This is a genomic window from Telmatocola sphagniphila, from assembly GCF_018398935.1.
Classification (GTDB): Bacteria; Planctomycetota; Planctomycetia; order Gemmatales; family Gemmataceae; genus Telmatocola; species Telmatocola sphagniphila.
Map to the genome: position 1 here is coordinate 345445 of NZ_CP074694.1, position 20858 is coordinate 366302.

The window sequence follows — 20858 nt, forward strand, 5'->3', positions numbered from 1 at the left end:
ACTATGTTAAGGATTATTGCCGGATTACTGATCCTGAGCGTCTGCGGGGCCTGCCTGGTTTCCCAGCCACCACCCGATGGAGAAAAAGACGATAAGAAGGGGGATAAAAAAGGCGGTCCACCGCGTTATAAACTGGGCGAGTTGTTTCCGCCGCATGTGGCGGAAGAACTGAAGCTGACTGCCGAGCAGGAAAAGAAAATCGCCGACTTGAAAGCGGAAGTGAAAGCCAAGTTGGAAAAGATTCTCACTCCCGAGCAGGTCCAGATTCTGGAAAACTTCCGGCCTGGACGACCGGGTGAGGAAGATGAAGGGAAAGAAGGTAAGGAAGGAAAAGACGACCGCAAGAAGGGACGCGGTAAAAAGGGAGACGACGGTCCACCCAAGGGCGATAAAGAGGACGGTCGCGATCGGCCGCCTGCCGAGGATGACCGAAATTAAAAATCTCTCAAGCCGCCGGAGCCGTGTTCCGGCGGCGGATCTGTTTCCACCCCGCTTATCGCTTTTTCCCAACTTCCCTTCTCGATTCTTCCTCTCGGACAGGAAAACTCGCCGATTCGCATGATTCTCGTAGAACAATAAGAATATGGTTTCTGATACTGAGTCTACCCCTCCCATTCCGGACGCAATGCCGGAGGGAGAAGCAGGGAGTGGTTTTCAACCCCTGAACTTAATTCGACCTCTGCTCGACGCCGTGGCTTTTGCAGGCTACGTGAATCCATCGCCTATACAGAGCGCGCTAATTCCCGTGGCTATCACTGGCAAAGATGTCATTGGCCAGTCGCAAACCGGCACCGGGAAGACAGCGGCTTTTCTGATTCCGTTCATGAATAGCTGGCGAGGCAACGACCCGCGCTTTCCGCAAGCCCTGGTGATGACTCCCACGCGCGAATTGGCGGTACAAGTGGCCGGGGAGGCAACCAAGCTCTCTCCCAGTCGGCATTTCCGAACCGTCTGTTGCTACGGCGGGCAAAAATTCGGCCTGCAGATGGATCAGTTGCGTAAGGGCATCACGCTTCTAGTCGGTACTCCGGGACGAATATTCGATCACCTCAGCCGCGGAACGATTTCTCTGGATCACGTTCGCTATGTCGTGCTGGATGAAGCCGACCAGATGCTCGACATCGGCTTTCGACCGCAGATCGAACGGATCATGCGGAAATTGCCCAAGAAACGACAGACGCTGTTGCTATCCGCGACGATGCCGCCTCCAGTTATGAAGCTGGTGCAGCGCTACCTCGTGGAACCGGAACATATCAATATCACCCCCGAAACGCCCACGGTCGACAAGATTACGCAGAAGTATTTCACGGTGGACGAACACAACAAGTTCGATCTGCTGTTGAAGGTTCTGGACCGCGAGAAGCCCCGGCAATGCATCATCTTCGTCGAGCGCAAGCGCAGTGCGGACCGACTTTACAAAGATCTGCAAAAGCACCTTCCGGGGGTCAACGTCACCCACGGCGATCTGGAACAGAAGAAGCGCGAACGGATTATGGCCGATTTCCGATCGGCCAAGATCACCACGCTCATTGCCACCAATGTGATGAGTCGCGGCATCGATGTGAAGGGCATTTCGCACATCATCAACTACGATTTGCCCCAGGATCTGGAAAGTTACGTGCACCGGATCGGCCGTACGGGGCGTATGGGCCGCGATGGCAAAGCGATCTCCTTTGTAACCCCCGAGCAGGGGAGCATGCTGACCGGCATCGAGTTGATGATCAACCGGCTGATCGAAGAAGACCACTTTGAGGATTTCGAGGCCTGGACGCCTCGAGCCACTACCGAAGCTGAAGCTCCCAAAGCTTCAAAACCGGTATTCGGCCGCTCGAACAAGAAATATAGCAATCGACTCTAATCCGCTTGAAATTCGTTGGGTCGGTTTGCGATTATACTTCTATGCAACCGATTTTCCGTCCTACGGACCAAACCATTGATTACCGACCCGAGGGCGGCGATAAAACCGTCGTCAATCAGGCGGATACCGACACAAATTCCTCACTTGGAAATGTCTCGGTCAGTTCTCCCCCCGGCTACGAAATTCGTAAAGAACTCGGACGGGGGGGTATGGGAATCGTCTATCTGGCTCGTCAAAAAGCTCTGGCTCGCGATGTAGCTTTGAAAATGATTCTTTCTGGCGATTACTCGTCCGATACAGACCGCCAGCGATTTTTATCCGAAGCGGAGGCCGTTGCTTCCGTCTCGCATCCGAATATCGTTCAAATTTACGATTTGGGAACGTACAAAGAATTACCTTTTTTTGCACTCGAATATTGTCCGGGCGGCTCGTTAGCGCAAAGACTCAACGGCATCCCACTTCCGGCAACCGAGGCGGCCGAACTGATTGAAAAACTGGCCAGGGCGATGATTTCCGCCCATTCGAAGGGTATCATCCACCGCGATTTAAAACCGGCGAATATTCTTCTTGGAGCGGACCTCTCTCCGAAGATTACCGATTTTGGACTGGCTCGCCGCACCGAATCAGCCGCGGGTCTGACACAGTCAGGAGCAATTCTGGGGACACCCAGTTACATGGCGCCGGAGCAGGCAGGATCCGATCTCAATGCCATTGGCCCCGTCACCGACGTTTATTCGCTGGGTTCGATTCTGTATGAATGTCTGACAGGTCGTCCGCCTTTTCGAGCGGCCACTACCCTCGAAACCGTCCGTCAGGTTTTGCAGAACGAACCGGTGCCGCCAAGCCGACTGGTGCCAGGCCTACCTCGCGATCTGGAAACCATTTGCCTGAAAGCTCTGCAGAAACTTCCTGGAAACAGATACCCCGACTGCACGCAACTGGCCGAGGATCTGAGAAGATTTCGCAACGGGGAAAGCATTCTCGCTCGACCCGCTTCCTCCCGGGAAAAAACCATCAAATTTGCCCGCCGGCATCCCACCTTTACGGCGCTGATGTTCGCCTCGCTGTTCGGCCTTGGAATCATCATTGGCATTGTCAGCAACGCTAATTTGCGACTACAGAAGGAAAGAGATGCCGTCAATCAACAGAAAGAAGTTGCGCAGAAAGAGCGGGACAAGGCGGAGCGCAGGCTGCAACTGGCAATCGATGCCGTCGAACGCATGATGACCCGGATGGCGAATGAAAAATGGGCCCGAAATCCCGAATTGAAGGAGGAACGCAAGCAAGTCCTTCAGGAAGCCATCGATGTCTACAAGCAATTTTTAAACGAAGATTCACTCGATCTGCGGCTGCGTCGGACTAGTGCCAATGCAAATTTCAAAATCGGATCGACTTATTTGTCGATGGGTGAGGTCGACAAAGCCAAGGAGTACCTGGAAGAAGCTCGAAAGATGACTTCCAAACTAGTGGACGAATTTCCACAGTCGGCCGAAAATCGTCGCGACCTGGCGATGGAAACCGGCTTTCTGGGGCATTGTTTGATGCTCGATGCCCAGTTCGAAGAAGGCATGAAAAATTATCAAAAGATGGTCGAAATCAGTGAAAAAATCTTGGCCGACTATCCCGACGATGAGCCTTCGCGGGAAGTGTTGATCGAAGCATTGAACTATCTGGCGATAAGTCGATCGGGAAATCAGAATGAGTCGCTTAGAGCCTTCGGACGAGTACTGACGGAAGTTCAGAAATTGATGGAACGACCGTCGCCTAGCTACAACGCACGCCTCAATTACATTCTGGCTCGGATGAATATCGCGATGGTTCAACTGCGAGCGAAACTACCCGGGCAGGCGAATACCATTCGCAAACTCATTGAACAGATCGACGAATTGGCAAAAGAACCCGCTCCCTCCGCATATGTAGCACAGATCTTTGAGACGCTACAGGTTCAAAGATATTCCGTGGAAGCCATATTGGATGAGAAGGAAGGAAAAGTCAGCGACGCATTGCAAAAGCTCGACAAAGTGCAGGATTTGATGAAGGGAATGCTGCGAAGGGAACCGCGAAATTTTCCAATTCGAACGCAATACCTGACTCTGTTGCAGCTGCGATTAGGAATTATCAGTCGTGCGAATATGTTCGATCGTGAGAAGTCGACGCTCGCAGAACTGAACAGGGAAGCGGATGCCATGTTGCAGATTTATCCGCGAATGTACTGGATCCCGCAGCAGATTTTAAACTTCCGTTCCACACTCTTGATCGAAAAAGTAAAGTCGGGGCATTTCGAAAATTTCGAATCGGATTTAACGTCGCTCGAACAAGACATCAGCGATGGGCAACCTGCCGAACTGCAGGATGCCCTTCGCTATAATCTGGCCTGCATTTTTTCACAGCATTACGGAGCGATTACAACCGAAAATCGTGCCCTTAGTCTGGATCGTGCAATGGACTATTTGAAGTCTTGTCGGGCGAGGGGTTACTTTAAATCCGAGCAGAACTTGAAACTTCTTGATGAAGACTCGGACATCGATCCCATCCGTAAGGAGAAGAAGTACCTCGAGTTTCGAGACAGCTTGAGATAAATGTCCTGGACTTCTGTTCCTCTCCTCTAAACCATTACTTCTGCTGTTTGCTCTTATCGATTTTGGTATTTTTCAATTCCGTGGGACCCTGGCGACCATTACTGAGTTTGGGAACCACGAATTCCGAATTAGGAGTTCCGCTCGAATCGCCGCAGCCCGAGCCGGCTAGAAGAATAATCCCGCACATGCAAGCCGAGCCAATCTGCACCAAACGGCGTTTCATTTTGTATTTTCCCATTTCGAAAACTGTTGAGTAAGAGGGCGGAGCCGCCGAAGGAGGATCAGGGGGCGGAAGCCACCTCGCCTCCGTTACGAGAAGCGAGCGCTTCCAGCAGACTGACGTTGATATTACTGACGACCGCGACGTTCGCCGTTCCCGCCGCGTAAGTGATGAAGTGGACCGAGCCATCGGCATAGAGGAAATTACCTCCCGCGGGATGCAGACTCCAGAAGTGCTGGCGATGCTGATCGGTAGGATCGTTCAGATCGCCGGGTCGGAAGAAATCGGGTTGGGCCGTGGGATCCATGGATCGTTCGCGAACCCCTAAAATCGTATCGGTGGAACCGAAGTAAGGAAAGTCGCCGGAACCCGCCCACATCCAGCCATAGGCCAGGGTGTTGGAAGTGGGTCTTTCGCCCACCAAGAGTGTATTGCTCGTTCCGTCCGTGATCGAAGAAATCTCAACCGAGGAATTCACATATAAAATTCCATCCTGCCCCGATAGTTTGGCGGTTGGACCGGGATTTCCCGAACCGGGAATTGATTCTCGAAATTGATCTCGTCCGGTAATGCCGAAGTACGAGGTGAGGGCGGCGCCGCTATTCGGGGCCACCGAATCGAGATTGGTATCGATCTGACCGGAATTCGGGTCGGAAGGGCACTGCATGATCTTCGCTATTTGCGCGTTCACGCAAGTGGCCACCGAAGGAGTGGAGCCGGGGAACCACTGAAACCAGGGCCAGTCGGCCGGGTTGGAAGTGGCGCGGGCCATGGCAGTGATGTTTCCCAATTCCATGAAAGGGGCTATACGAAAAGTCCAACTCCAGAACGGCCCATCGTTCGGGTAACCATTGCTGGCGTATCCTGCGGGAGGAGTTTCTCGTTGGAACGATGAATACCAGTTCGCACCGATTTCGAGTCCCGAAGGAAAACGCCCATAGGCACTCAGATAATTGTGCAACGCCAACCCTTGTTGCTTGAGACTGTTCTGGCATTTCAAGCGGGCGGCCGCCTCCCGGACTTTCTGAACGGCCGGTAGTAGTAATCCGATGAGTATCGCAATTATTGCGATTACGACCAGGAGTTCGATCAGGGTGAAAGCCTGTTTACGGGACTTAAGAGTGACTGCAAGCATCCCAAAACTCCTCCGAAAGCAAGCGACCTCGGGGATACTTTCGAATTCAAAGTCCCATGGTCAGACAGGTTAACAGTCGAGCGTAGCGAGAAGGGTGAAGGAGAAGCGGATTTCGAGCCTTCACACAGTCAGGACATCACTCTTCTAATATTTGCCTGGAGTGGATGCAACGAAAAATTTAATTATTTTCTAGGACAAACCTGGAAGGTCATCGGGACTGGAGGGCATGAAAAACATTGAGATTCTGAAGGAACTCTGCATAAGATGCACGTCTGATTTGTGAGAATTTTGATGTTCTCATAGGACGCCGATCAATGCGATCGGCATCGAAAATTGACGTTTTTCTCAGCTCTCAACTGTGAACTCGGCCGTTCATTTTTTCGGCGCGCCGCTCGTTTTCTTCATATCCGTCGGCCCAGTTCGGCCGCCCGCGTCCAGCTTGGGGGGCGTAAATTCGGGATTGGGGATATGAGAAGAGTTGTCGCAACCCACGCAGTTGAGTACCAAAAAACCGAACAGGATATGCAAAAAGGTGCAGGAGCGAATCGTCTTCATATTCTGGCCTTTCCAAAATCCCGCGCATAACTTCGGGATGCGCGGGCATTTTTTCCAAAAAGAGGATCAAGGGGAGGAGGCAACTTCTCCGCCGCTGCGCGAGGCAAGTGCTTCGAGCAGACTGACGTTGATGTTGTTCACCACGGCTACATTAGCGGTGCCCGCGGCGTAGGTGATGAAGCGAACGCCCCCATCGCAGAAGAGAAAGTTTGAGCCGCCGGTGTGCAGACTCCAGAAGTGCTGACGATGCTGATCGCTTGGATCGTTCAAATCCCCGGGACGGAAGTAATCGGGCTGGCCGCTCGGAGTTTGAGAGCGCTCCCGGACGCCAATGACCACATCGCAAGCCCCGAAATAGGGCGGATCGCCCGAGCCCGCCCACATCCAACCATATGTGAGATTGTTCGATGGCGGCCGTTCCCCCACGAGTAGTGTGTTACTGGTTCCGTCGGTGATGGAGGTGATTTTGACCTGAGAATTAACGTATAGGATGCCATCCTGACCCGGCAGTTTGGCGGTCGGGCTCGGATTTCCCGAACCGGCGATGGATTCTTTAAACTGATCCCGGCCATCCACACCCAGGTAAGAGGTCAGGGCCGCTCCACTATTCGGATCCACATCGCTCGCTGCGGTATCGATTAGGCCCGACCGTGAATCCGACGGGCAACTCATGATTTTGGCCGTCTGGGCATTAACGCAGTTGTTCACAGTTTGCGCGGCACCCGGGAACCATTGGAACCAGGGCCAATCGGCCGGGTTTGACGTAACGCGAGCCTTGGAGGCTACGTTGCCTAATTCCATGTAGGGGGCGATGCGGAAGGTCCAACTCCAGAAGGGACCTTCATTCGGGTAACCGTTGCTCGCGTAGCCGCCCGGGGCCGCCTCGCGTTGGTAGGAAGTGTACCAGGTGGTTCCCATTTGCAACGCCGAAGGGAATCGGCCGATCGCATCGTGGTAACTGTGGAGCGCTAAACCCTGCTGTTTCAGGTTGTTCTGGCATTTCATCCGCGCAGCCGCTTCACGGACTTTCTGCACGGCGGGCAGAAGTAGGCCGATCAGGATCGCAATGATGGCGATGACGACCAGCAATTCGATGAGCGTGAAGGCACGTTTTTGCGGCCTCCGCAACAAGTGGAACATGGAAACCTCCCAAAGAAAAAAGAATAAATCAAAGGGGATTTTGCGAACGCAAAAACCCTGTTAAGGCCGGGAGAGTAGTTCAGACAAAGACGAAGCCGGGCGGGGTTAAAGGAACAAAGCTTCATCAAAATTAAACATTACCAATTTTTAATTTTCATAAGACGAAAATGCAACAGAAAATTAACTAAAAATAATATAAATTCCAAAAAAATTCTTAACTAGAAAAAATTGCGGGCTTATTTGTAGGTAATATTTCTTTCAAAATTAAGTGCAGCGGAAGTGGCGAATAGGTCGCCATTTCGCTTTCGACTTGTCACAAATTTCAACTAATCGAGGTTCTGAGGCGGCGATGAAGAGATTGCATTTGATCGAACGAAAACCGCGGCAGAAGACGTTCTGACAGCGGTATCGCCGATTGGTTAGATGTAATTACTGAGGCGTGGTCGGGGCGACGCTATTGGACTGCTTGCCATCGCTCTTTCCCGGAGCGGCAGGAGCCCCAGCGGCAGACGGTTTTGGGGCGTCCTTCCCAACCGGCTTGAGATCCTTATTAAGATCCTTCTCCCCGCAACCCAGCAGGAATAACGAAGCCGTTAAAGTGAGAAATTTGATTTTTCGCATATCGTTTACCTCTCTGGTAGAAAAGAAAAGAGCATTGGAAAATCCCTCCAATGCTCCATCAATAACTTCGATCAGTTGGAAATTACGTCCGTCAAGTTCACATCCCCATCCGATTTGCCGGCCAGCCGCTGTAGAGCATCCCAGGCAGTGTTGGTTCGGTCGTGGATTTCCTGAGCCGAAGCCGGGGTGTTATTTCCCGAGCGCAGTCCACGCACGGAGCCATCTCCGAAGGCCACGTTGAAAATTCCGGTGTGAAAACTGGAATAAGTAAATAATCCTTTGTCTTTTGTAGCGGACCAATAAGCGGGCATTCCCGTCGAATTAAACCAGGAGAAAGACCACGTGCGGGAATTGCTGGCATCGAATCCACCCGTGACTTCTGCAAACAAAATCGTATTCGAGGTTCCATCAGTTATGCTGATTAAAGCAGTCCCTTTTTCCCCGGTGAAAACCCCTTCGTGAGCGGCATAAAAGGGTTGGGAGAGGCTCGAAGTGTTTGAAACAACATAATGGCCTAAGGTTCCGCATACGGGTGCATAGTTCGTCAATCCGGGAAGACCTCCCGAAGCCTGAAGACTGGAGGAGGTATACCCATTTACGCTTCCGGCGTTTCGAATACTCGCTCCACCGATCGTTGATACGTTGCCTTGCCCGATGTCAAAAGCGATGGCTGCGCTAGCCTGATAAAGAGAAGGGTCTGAAGGGCACTCGTAAGTTTTGACGCGATTTCGGGCGGCATTAAAGACTGTCGGCCAGAACGAAACCAGACCCGTTCCGCCATCTATTGGAGAAGTGGTGTTCGATTCGGGTGTCACGGTGGTGATTCGTGAGTCGATCTGTTTGTAAATATTGTCCTGCTCGATATACGGCAGAATGAGTGTGAGTGGTCCGGTGTGGCTCCAGCGGTGTTTGCCGTAAGGCAGTACACCATTCGCCGATTCGTAGTTGTGTGCGCCAAGAGCTATTTGTTTCATGTTGTTCTGACACGACATTCTGGCCGCAGCTTCGCGGACTTTCTGCACGGCCGGTAGAAGCAGGCCAATGAGGATGGCGATGATGGCGATAACCACCAATAACTCGATGAGGGTGAAGGCGTTTTTTTTGGGCCTTCGCAACGGATTGAACATTAAAACTCCCAAAGAAAGAAGTAAATAAAAAACCAAAAGGAAACGGCGATTCCCGTTTCGCTGTTAGGGCCAGGCGGCCGGGCGGGAGAGAGTTCGAACCCAGGAAAGGGGAGCTCAAAACTCCCTGGATATTCCTGAATATTAAATTATGTATAATTTATAATTGATATCGGGAGAATATTCAATTAAAAATGAGTGATAAATAATAAAAATGAGAGGAAAATTTCAGACATTTCTAATATTGTAGGTAAAATTGCTTATATTTCTTCTTGATGGGTTTCGGATAGCTTTCCGAATGCTGGGCGAATTGAATCGGAACGAGGTCACAGATTTAAAGAGGAACGGCCATTTTTGTAAACCCCGCGATTGTGGGCGATGGCGGGGTAAATTCTGTCAAAGCCAAAAAGCTCGCTTGGATTTAGTCAGCAACCGGTTTCATAGCGCCTTTGGGGGCCGCGCCGCTCTTTGGAAGACTGCCATTCTCGTCCGGTTTAGGCCGGCTGGCTCCGTCCGGGTTTGCGCCGCTCGCCTGCGGGCGTGTAGTGTCATTGCAACCCGCACTGAGAATGAAGCCGGCAGAGCAAATCATCAATATCAAAAAATTGCGCATTCAACGCTCCTGAAGGGACTGATCTGAGAAAAATCGAGTGCCGACGTGAGCTCGGAACTCGATTAGAAAGGGGTTAGTTGCTGATGGAACTAAAATCGGTTATCACGCCATCGCTTTTGCCGGCGAGGGCTTGAAACACCCACCAATCGGTGCCTCCGCCGGTAGTCGCCCCGGCGGCGGGGATGTTATTGGAGGAGCCCGCTCTTAGGCCGCGAACGGAACCGTCTCCCATAACAAACTGGACGATTCCTGTATGGAAGCTGCTGAACTGTCGAAATTCCGCGTCCATCCCCTGACCCAACCCCCGACGAGTGTACAAGCCGCCGGCGCCGATCCAGCTCCAGTCATAAGCATTGGGAGTAGAGTCTGTTCCAGCGACCCCGTTGGTGAGGGTTTTTGCACTGGTTTGTTTTTGTCCGCAGACTTCGCCAATCATCAGGGTGTTGCTGGAGCCATCCTGAATGCCGACCAGAGTAACTTTGCTGCGATCGCTGAAAATGCCCTGATACTTGCCAAAAGCGGCAGAGCCACCCGTGGCCGAGGGGCCCGCCAATCCGGCGACACCCAGATAGTTCGTAGTGCCAAACATTCCATAAGTGTTTCCGCCTCCCGTATAATCCTCATACCATCCACCGGAGAAGTAGACCGAATTTGTAGTGTCGTTCCACTGGATCGGTCCCCCAATGAACACATAGGCCGCGTTCGGTAACGGATAGGAGGGGCAGATAAAGCTGGGGACTTTCTTGGCCGCGATCTGGTAGACCAGTGGGGGGTAAGGATTTCCCGAAGGTGTGCCGTAGAACCAGGGGGCAGGTGGTTGCTGGCCTGCGGGGCTCGTATCTGACTGGTTGATGTTCATGTTCCAGCAGACTGGAGAAACGGCCAGCGCGGCTTTATTGAGATTATCTTGCTCCAGATAGGCCAGTATCTGGGGGAGCAGCCCAATAAACTGATTGTTATTCTGTGCCCCACCCGAGTTAGGGCCGTTAAAGAATCGGTCCGCCGTGGTGGGGCCGAGAAGTCCTGCCGGTAAGAAACCGTAGGCACTTTCGTAGTTGTGGACCGCCAGTCCGATTTGCTTCAGGTTATTCTGGCATTTCATCCGCGCGGCGGCTTCGCGGACTTTTTGCACAGCCGGCAGGAGCAGGCCGATGAGAATCGCGATAATCGCGATTACCACCAGCAATTCGATGAGGGTGAAGGCGCGTAGGTTGGGCCTTCGCAATCGCAAGAACATTAAAATCTCCCAAAAAAAGAAATAAAAGACAAAAGAGATTAGCGAAAGCGAATCTCTTGCAAAAGCTCGGGAGTCCAGGTTCCGTCGTTACGAATTCAGTGAAATCGAAGGAAATGAGGCCGCGACTTCACTTTTATGAAATATTCTCAATAATTAATAATCACTATAACGCCACACGTCAAGAAATGGTTTCAAAATATTATTATTTTTATGAGAAATTTTTAAAATGTTAGGAAAAACAAGGTTTGATCGATTTGTTAAAATAATCTTGTTCAGATAAAGTAATGTTAATTACTTTCGATTTTTGGGGATCATTTTGGAGATCCTCGCCAACTGGGTAAGTTGATCTATAATTTTTGGAAATCCTTCCGTCTGAATAAAGGTATCCATGAGCGAAACTCCCGATTCGTTGCGCCCCAAGTATAAACGCGTAATCCTGAAGATGTCGGGCGAGGCGTTTGGCCAGAGCGGCAAAACGGGTATCAGCATCGACGAAACGCTCGAAATCGCCCGCCAAGTCAAACTGGTTGTGGATCGCGGCGTCCAACTGGCGATTGTTGTAGGCGGCGGTAATCTTCTCCGCGGAGCTCAATTTTCCGCGGGCGGAGAAGCCATTCGCGAAGCCACAGCACATTACATGGGGATGTTGGCCACCGTCATGAATGGTCTTGCCTTCCAGGATGCTCTGGAGCTTCACAAAGTCGAAACCCGGCTCATGACCGCCATCCGCATGGAATCGGTGGCCGAACCTTTTGTACGTCGACGGGCACTTCGGCACCTGGAAAAAGGACGCGTGGTCATTCTTTCGGGGGGAACCAGCAACCCGTTCGTGACAACCGATACCGCGGCGGCTCTGCGAGGGCGGGAACTCGAAGCCGACATTCTGATGAAGGCTACCCGTGTCGACGGGGTTTACAGTGCCGATCCTGAAAAGAATCCGCACGCCGTGCGCTACGAAAAACTGACTTACCAGCAGGTGGTTCGCGAAAATCTTCGCGTCATGGATATGTCGGCGATCGATCACTGCATGGAAGCCAAGCTTCCGATTCTGGTGTTCGATTATAAGAAGGTAGGTAATATCGAGCGGGCCATGGCCGGGCACCCGATAGGCACGCTCGTGACGGATAGTCTCAAATAGAGGAAACAGCTACTTTTTGTCTTTTTGTTTCTTAAGGATGAAGTAGAAGTTCTTGCTATCCTTTTTGGAGCCGAATTCGGACGGCTTCTTCTCGCCCGGGAAGGCATAGCATAGCTTCAGAGTATCGCTGCTGACTTCCACGATTCCCTCAGTCGTTGTATCTTTGGCCGGACCTTCCTTGCCCGTCAGTGTGATTGTCACTGGCATGGTCTTCGTGTCCAGTTTGTAGCTCATTTCGTGTTCCGCCTTCGAATTATCGGTACCGAAGATCTGGATCAGGTCCTTGCTGATGACAATCTTACCCAAGAGGGCCTTTTCCTCCGATTTCTCGCCCATTTTGGTGCCTTCGGTGATTTTCCAATCTCCGATCATCAGATAGGGATCGAACTTGTCGGCTTTTTGAGCGGACGCCGTTCCCATGAGACTGCATAGAACTAAGGTGCCGAAGGTCATCGCGGTTCGCATTCAATACTCTCCGAAATTAAGAAATGATTACCAAGATCAGAAGCACTGCCCTTTGATCGTTGGGTTAATCCCCAGACTCAAGCGGTTTCAGACAGGTTCTGAGTTATCATGCAACGAGTGAGGCTAAAGGCAAGACATTCCGATAATGCCGTTTGTGACATTTGCATTTCATTCCAGGCGCTCTACGAATTAGTAGCCTGCGTCGTGTACTCGCCTTCTCCCGACTGAGGTGGATGGGAGCGAACACGTCGCTGTTCATTAGCGATAGCGGAATGCCCGAGATGAAGAGGTTAACGCGTATGACTACCGTGACCAAGATCCTGCCAGGGACCAGTGATTGGTTTGCCGGCCAGGTTATCCAGTCGAAAGTTGCGGATCGATCGCTGGTAAATTCCACCTTGGAATCCTACCAGAAGTCGAATCCATTCAATGATGCTGTGAAAGTCTCCGAGCATTTCGTTCAACTGGGGATCATTACGTCTTTTCAGGCCAAACGCATTCTTGAAGGAGAGTCGCAACGCCTGTGTATCGGCGCGTACACCATCAAGGATATTCTGGGTACCGGAAGTCTCGGCGCTGTCTATTCCGCCATCGGACGCGGCGATAAAAAGCCCTATGCGCTGAAGATTCTGCCGAAGCGCAACATGTGGAATACCAAGCTCGCACGTAAGCAGGTAGATACATTCGAAAAAATCCCGTTACTCGAAGGGCTGGTTCCTTTCGTTGACGTGGGAACTTCGCACGGGCTGCATTATCTGGCCTGGCCCAAGGTGGAAGGGCGTTCGCTCGAGCAAATTGTTCGCGAATTCGGCCCGCTGCCTCCGGAAGAAGCGGCCCGCATCGCCGTGAGTCTGGCCGGGATGCTGGATGTCTGCCACGAACATAAGATTTTGCACGGGATGGTGAAACCTTCCAACGTCTTCATCGGCGAAGGGGGAACGGTCCATCTGCTGGATTTCGGGATCGGGGCAATCCTGGCCGAAAACTGCGAGGAATACGAGTCTCTGCTCGATACCAGTTCCGCCGCGACCGCGGTGGGCCGCATGCTCGAGTGTGCGGCTCCGGAAGTCGTGGTCCATTCGTCGCGTTGGGCTCCGACTTGCGATCAGTATAGTCTGGGTTGCACCATCTACTTTGCGGTGACCGGGCGATTCCCTTTCCCCGGCGGCAACTTCGTGGACAAGATTACCGCTCACCAAAGTAAAGTGCCCACGCCCATCAGCAGCTTGATTCCTCAGACGCCGGGCTTGTTGGTGCAATGCATCGAGCGAATGATGGAGAAATCGCCGCTCGATCGCTACTCGCGATTGGCCATGGTAATGTCCGAACTGAAAGATCTCGCGGTATTGACCCCGCCCCCACGGCCTGCACCTCTTCCGATCGATGCCCGCACTCCACCGCCCAAGAGCAGTATGGTCATTCAATTACCCCCTATGGAGCCCAAACTACCGCGCGGGCCTGTAGAAATGCCCTTACCGGAACCGACGGTGAAATCGGCGGGACTGAAAAAAGTGGTCGGCTGGTTCGTGGGAGAAATTTCCGAACCGGTGCAGGTCAGTATTTTCTGCCAGGGGAATGGTCGGGCGGGCAAGCATACTTTCATTCATCTGGTGGTGCACAATCCTTCCGAAAAATCGGCGATTGTTTCGGAAATTTCCAAAGCCAACCTGCCGTTGCGGATAGCGGGCAATATCCCCTTGAAAGAAATTATCCGGCGCGGTTCCAAATTGGCTTTTCATTTGCACGCTTCGCTCGGAATGCTCGATGAAGCCAAGAAATCCTTTTCCTGGGAGGGGAATGCGGTTACCCAGCATTACAGCCTGATGCTGCCGCCCGATTGCCCGCCGGGGCCACTGCCGTTGAAGCTGTTTGTCGGTCAAAATGGTAATGTCATCGGCCAAATTGACTTCGTTTTGCCGGTGATGGCTCATTCCGACTATTAGGTCGATTTTTCCTATTGGAAAAAACGGCGAAAAAGGTCAGTATGGAGATAGATGCCTTGGATGGGGATCTATCATGATCAAGATCGCAGTGACTGCGGATTTACATTTTGGTACGCGGCATACCTCGGGGTATCAGGCGACACTCGATCTCTATTCAGATCTGGCCGATAACACCCCCGATATTCTGATTCTGGCCGGAGATATCGGTGCGGGAGAAGAATTCGAACGCTGCCTGTCGCTATTCCAGGCTCTGGAATGTCAAAAGCTCGTCGTACCCGGAAATCACGATATCTGGGTGCGCCAGGGCGATGAGCGGGGCGATTCATTTCAGGTCTACGATCGCTATATTCCCGAACTGTGCGATCGCTACGGCTTTCATTACCTGGATCATGCACCTTATCTATTTTCCCACGAAGGCCTCGCAATCATCGGCTCGATGAACTGGTACGATGGCAGCTGGGGAGCGGAGCAATTGCGGTTACGCGTGCCCGACTGGCAGGAACGCCTGTCGAGCAAGCGCTTCAGCCGCGGCATGCATAACGACGCCAACTTCATCCGCTGGGACTTTACCGATCAAACGTTCTGCGAGTGGATTGTCCGTCGCTTTGAAGGCCAGTTGAACCGCGCACTCGATGCCGGGTATCAGAGTCTGGTGGTCACCCATCATCCGCCGCTTCAGGAACTGATGTATCCCACCGCGGAGCCGCGCACCTTGGATGAACTCCTCTGGCCGGCGTTTTCGGGGAACCTCCAGCTGGAAGAGCTGAGCAAGAAGAATCTATCCTCGATTCCCTTCGTGTTCTGCGGGCACACCCACTATGCCCGGAAGTGCCAGCTGGAATCTTTGCAGGGAATTAACGTCGGGGGCGACTATCACTTCAAAAGGCTGGTTCGGTTGAATTGGCCGACGGGCGAACTATCGGAACAGACCTTCGGAGATGCCGCCCTGAATAAAAAAAGACCTGGACGATCGCACTCGCCCAAGTCTCAAGTCCCTCTCGAAAATCGCTGATCGCTTTACTTCTTGTCGTTTTCTTTCTTTTCGGGTTCCTTCTTCTCGGCCTTGGCCGAAGCCCGATAACGCCACTCCGGATTATCTACCCAGCGGATATCCGACTGATTTTCATCGCCCAGTTTCTGGAAGTTCAGTTGCAGCGTCTTGCGCCGAATCACCTTGTCGTCATCCATGGTCCAGCCGTTGGATAAACCGGTGACGAATATGCTGAAGCGGTTGGTGTCCTTGGCCCGGTCGTAAACGTCGGACCAGATCGCCACACCCGTAACGGCCCGGGGGAACGAATCGGCCTTGGTGACGGGAATATCGTCCTTGGAGATTGTGACCGAATTCTTGATATCGAGTCTATTCGTCGGGTCTTCGCGCCGTTTGATGGCGTCTTCGACCGACGGCAAGATTTCGTCGGAATGGACGGTATGCTTGTCCAGCGTCACCAATTCGAAGTCGGGATAGAACTTCTGCCCGGCATTCGTGCGGTTGATCACCTTGTAGAGCAGGTACCAGACCACCTTGGTTCCCCGGCCCGGTACATCGACCGTGATCACTCGGGGATCCTTGAAGTTGAAGTGCAGCGTCCAGATATCGCTTTTATCTTCGCGGTGGATGCGGGGTTCAATGGCTCGCTCGTTGAAATCGCCGCCCTGTTGAGCCAGAAGCGACGAACCAAAATAGAGGCCACCGACCTGGGCCCCAGCCAAATTCAGCCATTGACGACGATTCATGCGTTCCATGATTTTTATTCCCCCGACGGATATTCCCTCATTTACCAGAATATCCGACAAAGCGGGACCATAACCAGCACTATTGCAGGAATCAATAGAAGATTAATAGTTCCCTTAAGGCGCTTCCGATCCATACGGTATATTTTGACCGGCGTCGGGGCACTTGTCGATTGTAAAAATTGCCAATTGCGTATCCCTGAAAAGACGGATAGTCTGGATTCTATAGGAGAAATATCCATGAGTGCCACCGTCGAAGCCGCCAAAACAGAAGTGGAACCGCCCGATCCGAAGTTCTGGCAGCACTACTCTCCCCGGTTTGAATTTTCGATTTCCGGTCTGGCCTCCCTGACCGTTCACATCATACTTTTCGGGCTGTTTTTTCTCATCGTGGCCCGGCTGATGAATCTCAAGACCCCCAAGGCGGAAGTTCCTTTCCGATCGGTTACCATCTCCAATGACTCGGGCGATGATGAGGAGGGCAGCAAGGGTTCGGGCGGAGGTTCCAAAACGGAGAATAGCGATACCACGAATCTGCCTTCGGTGAGTTCTCCGGAGATTCCCGCCGTCGAGTTGGAAAAAGTGAAGGTCTCGGTGAGTCAGTGGGTTCCCGATCTGAAATCGGATAATGAAATCATCGATATCGTGGCGAACTCGGCCGCTCGGGAGAAACTCGAGAAGATGGATCAGGGGTTGCGGGATGAATTGCTGAAAGGTATCGGCGATAAAAAGGGGAAAGGGAACGAGGCGGGGGCGGGCAATTCCGGGCAGACTGGGAGAGGCGAGGGGGGCGACAGCGACCGAGCCAAATCCAAGAAACGAGCGCTGGGCTGGATCATTCAGTTTCAGACGGACGATGCCCGAAACTACCTCGATCAACTTGCGGCCATGAAAGCGACCATCCTATTCCAGAAACCGGGAAGCAAAGGGCTGAACGATGCGATCGTTTTCACCGATCTCAGCAAAGGTTCTAAACCGAAGAAGTATACCGATGACATGAATTTGAGTGCGCTGTTTTTCGTCGATGAGGATTGGTCTTCGATAAGAGGGGTGATTTCGGAATTGGGAGTGGACTTCAGACCGGAGCAGATGGTGGCGTTCTTCCCGCACGATGTTGAGGAAGAACTGGCCCAAAAATCGATGGCCTTCCACAACCGCAAGGAAGAAGATATCCGTCAGACCACCTTTAAAGTTCTGGTGGTCAACGGTAAGTATGCGATCAAAGTGGTCTCCCAGGTGGCTAAACCGGGAAAGCGCTAACTTTATAAGCTGGCGGCTGAGAGTTCCTTGATCGGTTTTGGGTCGCCCATCCGAGCGTCCTGATCGACTACGTCTCCGGCGATCCAACCCGACATCAGGGCCATCGGCATGCCGGGACCGGGATGAGCCGAACCGCCGGCAAAATACAAACCTTCCAGATCGGGACTGCGATTGGCGGGTTTGAAAGCTCCCGCCCATTTCCCGTGGCTAGCCAACCCGTAGATGGCCCCATTCAGCACCCGATAGCGATCGTGAATGCTTTGCGGCGTCAGGGCCGATTCGTAAACGATGTGCTTTTCGATGTCCTTCATGCCCGCGCAAGTTTCGAGTTTCTTCAGGATAACCTGACGATACTCCGGTAGCATTTTCGTCCAGTTGTGTCCGGGCCGCAAATAGGGAGTGTGGACCAGGATGTATAACGCTTCACCGCCCGGGATGGCCACTTCCGGTTCCGAGATCGCCGGAGCACAGAGATAGGCCGTGGGATCTTCCGCGGGTTTGCCTTCGCGGTAGATCTGTTCGAATTCCACATGGGGATCTCTGGAGAAAACGAAGTTGTGGTGCAGAAGTTGTTCGTAGCGTCTATCCAGACCGAGATAGAGAACCACGCCGGAGCAGGCCGGTTCGTAACTGCGGCGGTTCTCGAACTTCTTGGCTGCCGGCACATCCTCCAGTAATTCGCGATGCGTGCGAACCGTATCGGAGTTCGAGACGACGACGTCGAAATCGTACTTCTCACCGGTGGAGGTCACCACGCCGGTCACTTTTTTATTTCGGGAATCGGTTGTTAAGCGAGTGATCTCCACTTTGTTGCGGTAATCGACCCCCAGTTCACCGCCCAGCTTGGTTAAGGCTACCGGGACTTCTCGGGTGCCGCCTCGCGGATACCAGATGCCATCCTGGGTCTGCATGTGTGCAATGCCGCAAAGCACCGCCGGAGACATATCGGGGGCGCTGCCGACGTACTGGGTAAAGTGATCAAGCATCTGGGAAACATTTGGATTCGGCACATATTTTCGCACGGTGCCGGCCACCGAGAATCCCATGCGCATGGAGAGCACATCGCCGAGCACTTTGGGCTGGAAGCTGCTCTTGAATTGGAACATGTCCTTAATGCCGCCGATCGATTTCCAGAAGTAGAATCTTTCGGAGATGGCGTGCATCCGCTTGGCAAAGTCGATGAAGCGACCGTAGTTTTCGCCGACGTTCTGCCCGGGAGCGTACTGGTCGAGACGCTTCATCATCTGAGGAACGTTGGCTTCGAGATCGAGAACGCTTTGATCTTCGAAGAAGCAGCGCCACTGCGGATCGAGGTGAATGAGGTCGAGATAATCTTCGAGCTTCTTTTTGGCTTCGCCGAAAATCCGGCGCAGAACTTCGGGGATGGTCAGAATGGTCGGGCCCATATCAAAGCGGAAGCCTTTTTCCTCGAGCACAGCCGCTTTACCGCCAAACCATTCGTTCTTTTCGAACAGTGTGACTTTATGTCCTCGAGCGGCCAGTACGCAGGCTGAGGCCAACCCCCCTAAGCCGCCGCCGACGATTGCCACTTTCAAAGTTTCCGCCATGTCGAGTCCTTCAGGTGTTGCCAATCCAGGGGCTGTCAGGAGATCGTCAGTTTCGCTCGAGGATCCGCTTTAGCCTCATCCAGCCAGGTCGAATCCAGCTCGAAATCATTCAGGAGAATTCGGCTGGTGATCCGGGCCGATTCGTAAATGACCGGCAGACCGCTGCCAGGGTGCGTTCCACCACCGACGAGATAGACGGAATCGAGATCTTCGAAGCGATTTCGCGGCCGCAGGTGCAGCATCTGCTTCAAGTTATGAGCGAGATTAAAAGTCGCCCCTTTGTAGACCTCGTAGCCCTGTTCCCAGTCGGCGGGGGTGATGATCTTTTCGAAACGAATGCGTTTTTCCAGATCGGTGATGCCGATTTTAGGCAATTGCTTCAGCACTTTCTCGCGGAAAGCGGGGAGTTCCTTCGACCAATCGACATTGGGATGCTTGTGCGTGACCGGGGCCAGGACATAGAGAGTACTGTGCCCTTGGGGAGCGAGGGTGGAATCGGTGACCCCCGCGTTCTGCACATAGATGGAAGGATCTTCGCCGAGAACGTGGTTGAACTCGATGTCGCGCAGATTCTGCTCGTAGGTTTTCGAGGTATAGATCGTGTGGTGGGCCACCCGGTCGTACAGACCTTCGATGCCCAGATACATCATGAAGGTGGAACAGGAGTAACGCTTCTTTTCCAGCTTTTCATCGGTCCAGCGAGTTCGCAAATTGTTCGGAACGAGTTTCGTCATGGACTGGGCGAAATCGGCATTGATGACCAGAGCATCCCCGCGAATTTCTCGCTCCCGAGTTTTAACGCCCACGGCTTTTTTGCCTTCGAAGAGAATGCGCTCCACCGCTTCGCCCAGATGGAAATTCACACCCATCGATCGGGCGACAGTTTCCATCATTTCCGAAACGGCCGCACAACCGCCGATAGGGTGATGAACGCCATGTTCGTATTCGAGGAACGACAGAATCGAAAACAGGCTCGGGCACTGGAACGGCGACATGCCGAGGTACTTCGACTGGAAAGAAAACGCCAGCCGGACGCGCGGGTCGCTGAAGTATCGCTTGAGCTCGGAATCGAGCGATTTCCAGGGCTTCAGCACCGGCAAAAGCTTCATCAGGTCCCATTTGAAGAGCCGCTTCCAGTTCAGAAATGCGCTTTCCAGGGCGGGGCGAAACAGTTCCAGCTTGGTGCGATTATCGCTCAAGTATCGCTTCAGGGAACCGGCGTCGGCCTCGCAGATTTTGGCGATCTCGGCTTCCATCGGTTCGATTTTCGGCGTGCAGCGCATGTCGCCGCCCGAACCGAAAATCAGGTGGTATTGCGGATCGAGACGGATCATCTCGATATCTTCGCGGAGATTACGGCCGATCAGCTGAAAAATGCGTTCGAGAACCAGCGGATAGAGGAAGAAGGTCGGGCCGACGTCGAAGCGATAGCCTTCCGCTTCGATTGCGGAGCAGCGGCCACCGACGCGCGGAAGTCTTTCCACCACATCGACTTGTATTCCCGCGTGAGCCAGCATCAGTGCGGAGGCGAGTCCGCCCGGACCAGCGCCGATGATCACTACACTCGGTTTGCGTCGCGACATAGTCAACCCATTCCATTAGTAATTCGAACTATGCAGCCATCCATAGTCTATGAACCACTCCCTTTCCACAAAAGGACTTTAAGAC

At 52.8% G+C, this 20858-nt stretch carries 18 protein-coding genes; 7 read left to right on the forward strand and 11 right to left on the reverse strand.

Translation table 11 applies throughout. The features are described 5' to 3' along the window. Positions 1 to 3 precede the first annotated feature (3 nt). The 3 genes from KIH39_RS01570 (at position 4) to KIH39_RS01580 (ending at position 4437) form a co-directional block, all read left to right on the forward strand. Positions 4 to 438, forward strand: coding sequence for a hypothetical protein (locus KIH39_RS01570; RefSeq protein ID WP_213497526.1), 435 nt, complete (start codon positions 4 to 6; stop codon positions 436 to 438). Between the two features lie 145 nt (positions 439 to 583). Continuing rightward, on the forward strand, positions 584 to 1858 hold the full coding sequence (locus tag KIH39_RS01575) for a DEAD/DEAH box helicase (RefSeq protein WP_246539469.1): 1275 nt from the start codon (positions 584 to 586) through the stop codon (positions 1856 to 1858). Between the two features lie 41 nt (positions 1859 to 1899). After that, on the forward strand, positions 1900 to 4437 hold the full coding sequence (locus KIH39_RS01580) for a serine/threonine protein kinase (RefSeq protein WP_213497527.1): 2538 nt from the start codon (positions 1900 to 1902) through the stop codon (positions 4435 to 4437). Between the two features lie 34 nt (positions 4438 to 4471). Here KIH39_RS01580 and KIH39_RS01585 read toward each other — a convergent pair whose 3' ends face one another. The 7 genes from KIH39_RS01585 to KIH39_RS01615 all read right to left on the reverse strand — a co-directional run bounded on the left by KIH39_RS01585 (position 4472) and on the right by KIH39_RS01615 (position 11082). Then, on the reverse strand, positions 4472 to 4660 hold the full coding sequence (locus KIH39_RS01585) for a hypothetical protein (RefSeq protein WP_213497528.1): 189 nt from the start codon (positions 4658 to 4660) through the stop codon (positions 4472 to 4474). Positions 4661 to 4718: 58 nt separating this feature from the next. After that, entirely contained in the window at positions 4719 to 5792 is a 1074-nt protein-coding gene (locus KIH39_RS01590; protein WP_213500215.1) for a DUF1559 domain-containing protein, read from the reverse strand. Positions 5793 to 6164: 372 nt separating this feature from the next. Then, complete coding sequence (locus tag KIH39_RS01595) at positions 6165 to 6347, reverse strand: hypothetical protein (RefSeq protein WP_213497529.1); 183 nt, start codon at positions 6345 to 6347, stop codon at positions 6165 to 6167. Between the two features lie 66 nt (positions 6348 to 6413). Next, the gene (locus tag KIH39_RS01600) at positions 6414 to 7487 is read right to left on the reverse strand and encodes a DUF1559 domain-containing protein (RefSeq protein WP_213500217.1); all 1074 of its coding nucleotides are present in this window, start codon (positions 7485 to 7487) and stop codon (positions 6414 to 6416) included. Between the two features lie 429 nt (positions 7488 to 7916). Next, positions 7917 to 8108 carry a hypothetical protein gene (locus tag KIH39_RS01605; RefSeq protein ID WP_213497530.1) on the reverse strand — a complete coding sequence of 64 codons (192 nt, stop codon included), beginning with the start codon at positions 8106 to 8108 and terminating at the stop codon, positions 7917 to 7919. A 71-nt stretch (positions 8109 to 8179) separates the two neighbouring features. Further along, entirely contained in the window at positions 8180 to 9235 is a 1056-nt protein-coding gene (locus KIH39_RS01610) for a DUF1559 domain-containing protein (RefSeq protein WP_213497531.1), read from the reverse strand. 683 nt (positions 9236 to 9918) lie between these two features. Then, entirely contained in the window at positions 9919 to 11082 is a 1164-nt protein-coding gene (locus tag KIH39_RS01615; protein ID WP_213497532.1) for a DUF1559 domain-containing protein, read from the reverse strand. A 388-nt stretch (positions 11083 to 11470) separates the two neighbouring features. Between KIH39_RS01615 and pyrH the strand changes: the two genes are divergently transcribed. Beyond that, positions 11471 to 12220: a UMP kinase gene (gene pyrH, locus KIH39_RS01620; RefSeq protein WP_213497533.1), complete on the forward strand. Its 750-nt coding sequence runs from the start codon at positions 11471 to 11473 to the stop codon at positions 12218 to 12220. A 9-nt stretch (positions 12221 to 12229) separates the two neighbouring features. Here pyrH and KIH39_RS01625 read toward each other — a convergent pair whose 3' ends face one another. Further along, positions 12230 to 12685 (reverse strand): TIGR03067 domain-containing protein, encoded by a 456-nt coding sequence (locus KIH39_RS01625; RefSeq protein ID WP_213497534.1) that lies wholly within the window; start codon positions 12683 to 12685, stop codon positions 12230 to 12232. A 281-nt stretch (positions 12686 to 12966) separates the two neighbouring features. On the opposite strand from KIH39_RS01625, the gene KIH39_RS01630 reads away from it, so the two are divergent. Together KIH39_RS01630 and KIH39_RS01635 are read left to right on the forward strand one after the other, a co-directional pair. Beyond that, positions 12967 to 14628 (forward strand): serine/threonine protein kinase, encoded by a 1662-nt coding sequence (locus KIH39_RS01630; protein ID WP_213497535.1) that lies wholly within the window; start codon positions 12967 to 12969, stop codon positions 14626 to 14628. Positions 14629 to 14701: 73 nt separating this feature from the next. Next, positions 14702 to 15640 (forward strand): metallophosphoesterase family protein, encoded by a 939-nt coding sequence (locus KIH39_RS01635; RefSeq protein WP_213497536.1) that lies wholly within the window; start codon positions 14702 to 14704, stop codon positions 15638 to 15640. A 5-nt stretch (positions 15641 to 15645) separates the two neighbouring features. On the opposite strand, the gene KIH39_RS01640 is transcribed toward KIH39_RS01635, so the two are convergent. Beyond that, positions 15646 to 16374, reverse strand: coding sequence for a hypothetical protein (locus tag KIH39_RS01640; protein ID WP_213497537.1), 729 nt, complete (start codon positions 16372 to 16374; stop codon positions 15646 to 15648). Between the two features lie 228 nt (positions 16375 to 16602). Between KIH39_RS01640 and KIH39_RS01645 the strand changes: the two genes are divergently transcribed. Then, positions 16603 to 17622: a hypothetical protein gene (locus tag KIH39_RS01645; RefSeq protein WP_213497538.1), complete on the forward strand. Its 1020-nt coding sequence runs from the start codon at positions 16603 to 16605 to the stop codon at positions 17620 to 17622. Positions 17623 to 17624: 2 nt separating this feature from the next. Here KIH39_RS01645 and KIH39_RS01650 read toward each other — a convergent pair whose 3' ends face one another. Both KIH39_RS01650 and crtI read right to left on the reverse strand, forming a co-directional pair. Next, positions 17625 to 19190, reverse strand: a complete 1566-nt coding sequence (locus tag KIH39_RS01650; RefSeq protein WP_213497539.1) for a phytoene desaturase family protein — start codon at positions 19188 to 19190, stop codon at positions 17625 to 17627. Positions 19191 to 19225: 35 nt separating this feature from the next. After that, positions 19226 to 20773, reverse strand: a complete 1548-nt coding sequence (gene crtI, locus KIH39_RS01655; RefSeq protein ID WP_213497540.1) for a phytoene desaturase family protein — start codon at positions 20771 to 20773, stop codon at positions 19226 to 19228. Between the last annotated feature and the right edge of the window lie 85 nt (positions 20774 to 20858).

Coding starts and splice junctions, on each gene's coding strand:
- KIH39_RS01605 (WP_213497530.1), bottom strand. CDS start 8,108: ATGCGAAAAATCAAATTTCTCACTTTAACGGCTTCGTTATTCCTGCTG.
- KIH39_RS01585 (WP_213497528.1), bottom strand. CDS start 4,660: ATGAAACGCCGTTTGGTGCAGATTGGCTCGGCTTGCATGTGCGGGATT.
- KIH39_RS01570 (WP_213497526.1), top strand. CDS start 4: ATGTTAAGGATTATTGCCGGATTACTGATCCTGAGCGTCTGCGGGGCC.
- KIH39_RS01610 (WP_213497531.1), bottom strand. CDS start 9,235: ATGTTCAATCCGTTGCGAAGGCCCAAAAAAAACGCCTTCACCCTCATC.
- KIH39_RS01630 (WP_213497535.1), top strand. CDS start 12,967: ATGAAGAGGTTAACGCGTATGACTACCGTGACCAAGATCCTGCCAGGG.
- KIH39_RS01635 (WP_213497536.1), top strand. CDS start 14,702: ATGATCAAGATCGCAGTGACTGCGGATTTACATTTTGGTACGCGGCAT.
- KIH39_RS01595 (WP_213497529.1), bottom strand. CDS start 6,347: ATGAAGACGATTCGCTCCTGCACCTTTTTGCATATCCTGTTCGGTTTT.
- KIH39_RS01640 (WP_213497537.1), bottom strand. CDS start 16,374: ATGGAACGCATGAATCGTCGTCAATGGCTGAATTTGGCTGGGGCCCAG.
- KIH39_RS01580 (WP_213497527.1), top strand. CDS start 1,900: ATGCAACCGATTTTCCGTCCTACGGACCAAACCATTGATTACCGACCC.
- KIH39_RS01625 (WP_213497534.1), bottom strand. CDS start 12,685: ATGCGAACCGCGATGACCTTCGGCACCTTAGTTCTATGCAGTCTCATG.
- KIH39_RS01590 (WP_213500215.1), bottom strand. CDS start 5,792: ATGCTTGCAGTCACTCTTAAGTCCCGTAAACAGGCTTTCACCCTGATC.
- KIH39_RS01650 (WP_213497539.1), bottom strand. CDS start 19,190: ATGGCGGAAACTTTGAAAGTGGCAATCGTCGGCGGCGGCTTAGGGGGG.
- KIH39_RS01615 (WP_213497532.1), bottom strand. CDS start 11,082: ATGTTCTTGCGATTGCGAAGGCCCAACCTACGCGCCTTCACCCTCATC.
- crtI (WP_213497540.1), bottom strand. CDS start 20,773: ATGTCGCGACGCAAACCGAGTGTAGTGATCATCGGCGCTGGTCCGGGC.
- KIH39_RS01575 (WP_246539469.1), top strand. CDS start 584: ATGGTTTCTGATACTGAGTCTACCCCTCCCATTCCGGACGCAATGCCG.
- KIH39_RS01600 (WP_213500217.1), bottom strand. CDS start 7,487: ATGTTCCACTTGTTGCGGAGGCCGCAAAAACGTGCCTTCACGCTCATC.
- pyrH (WP_213497533.1), top strand. CDS start 11,471: ATGAGCGAAACTCCCGATTCGTTGCGCCCCAAGTATAAACGCGTAATC.
- KIH39_RS01645 (WP_213497538.1), top strand. CDS start 16,603: ATGAGTGCCACCGTCGAAGCCGCCAAAACAGAAGTGGAACCGCCCGAT.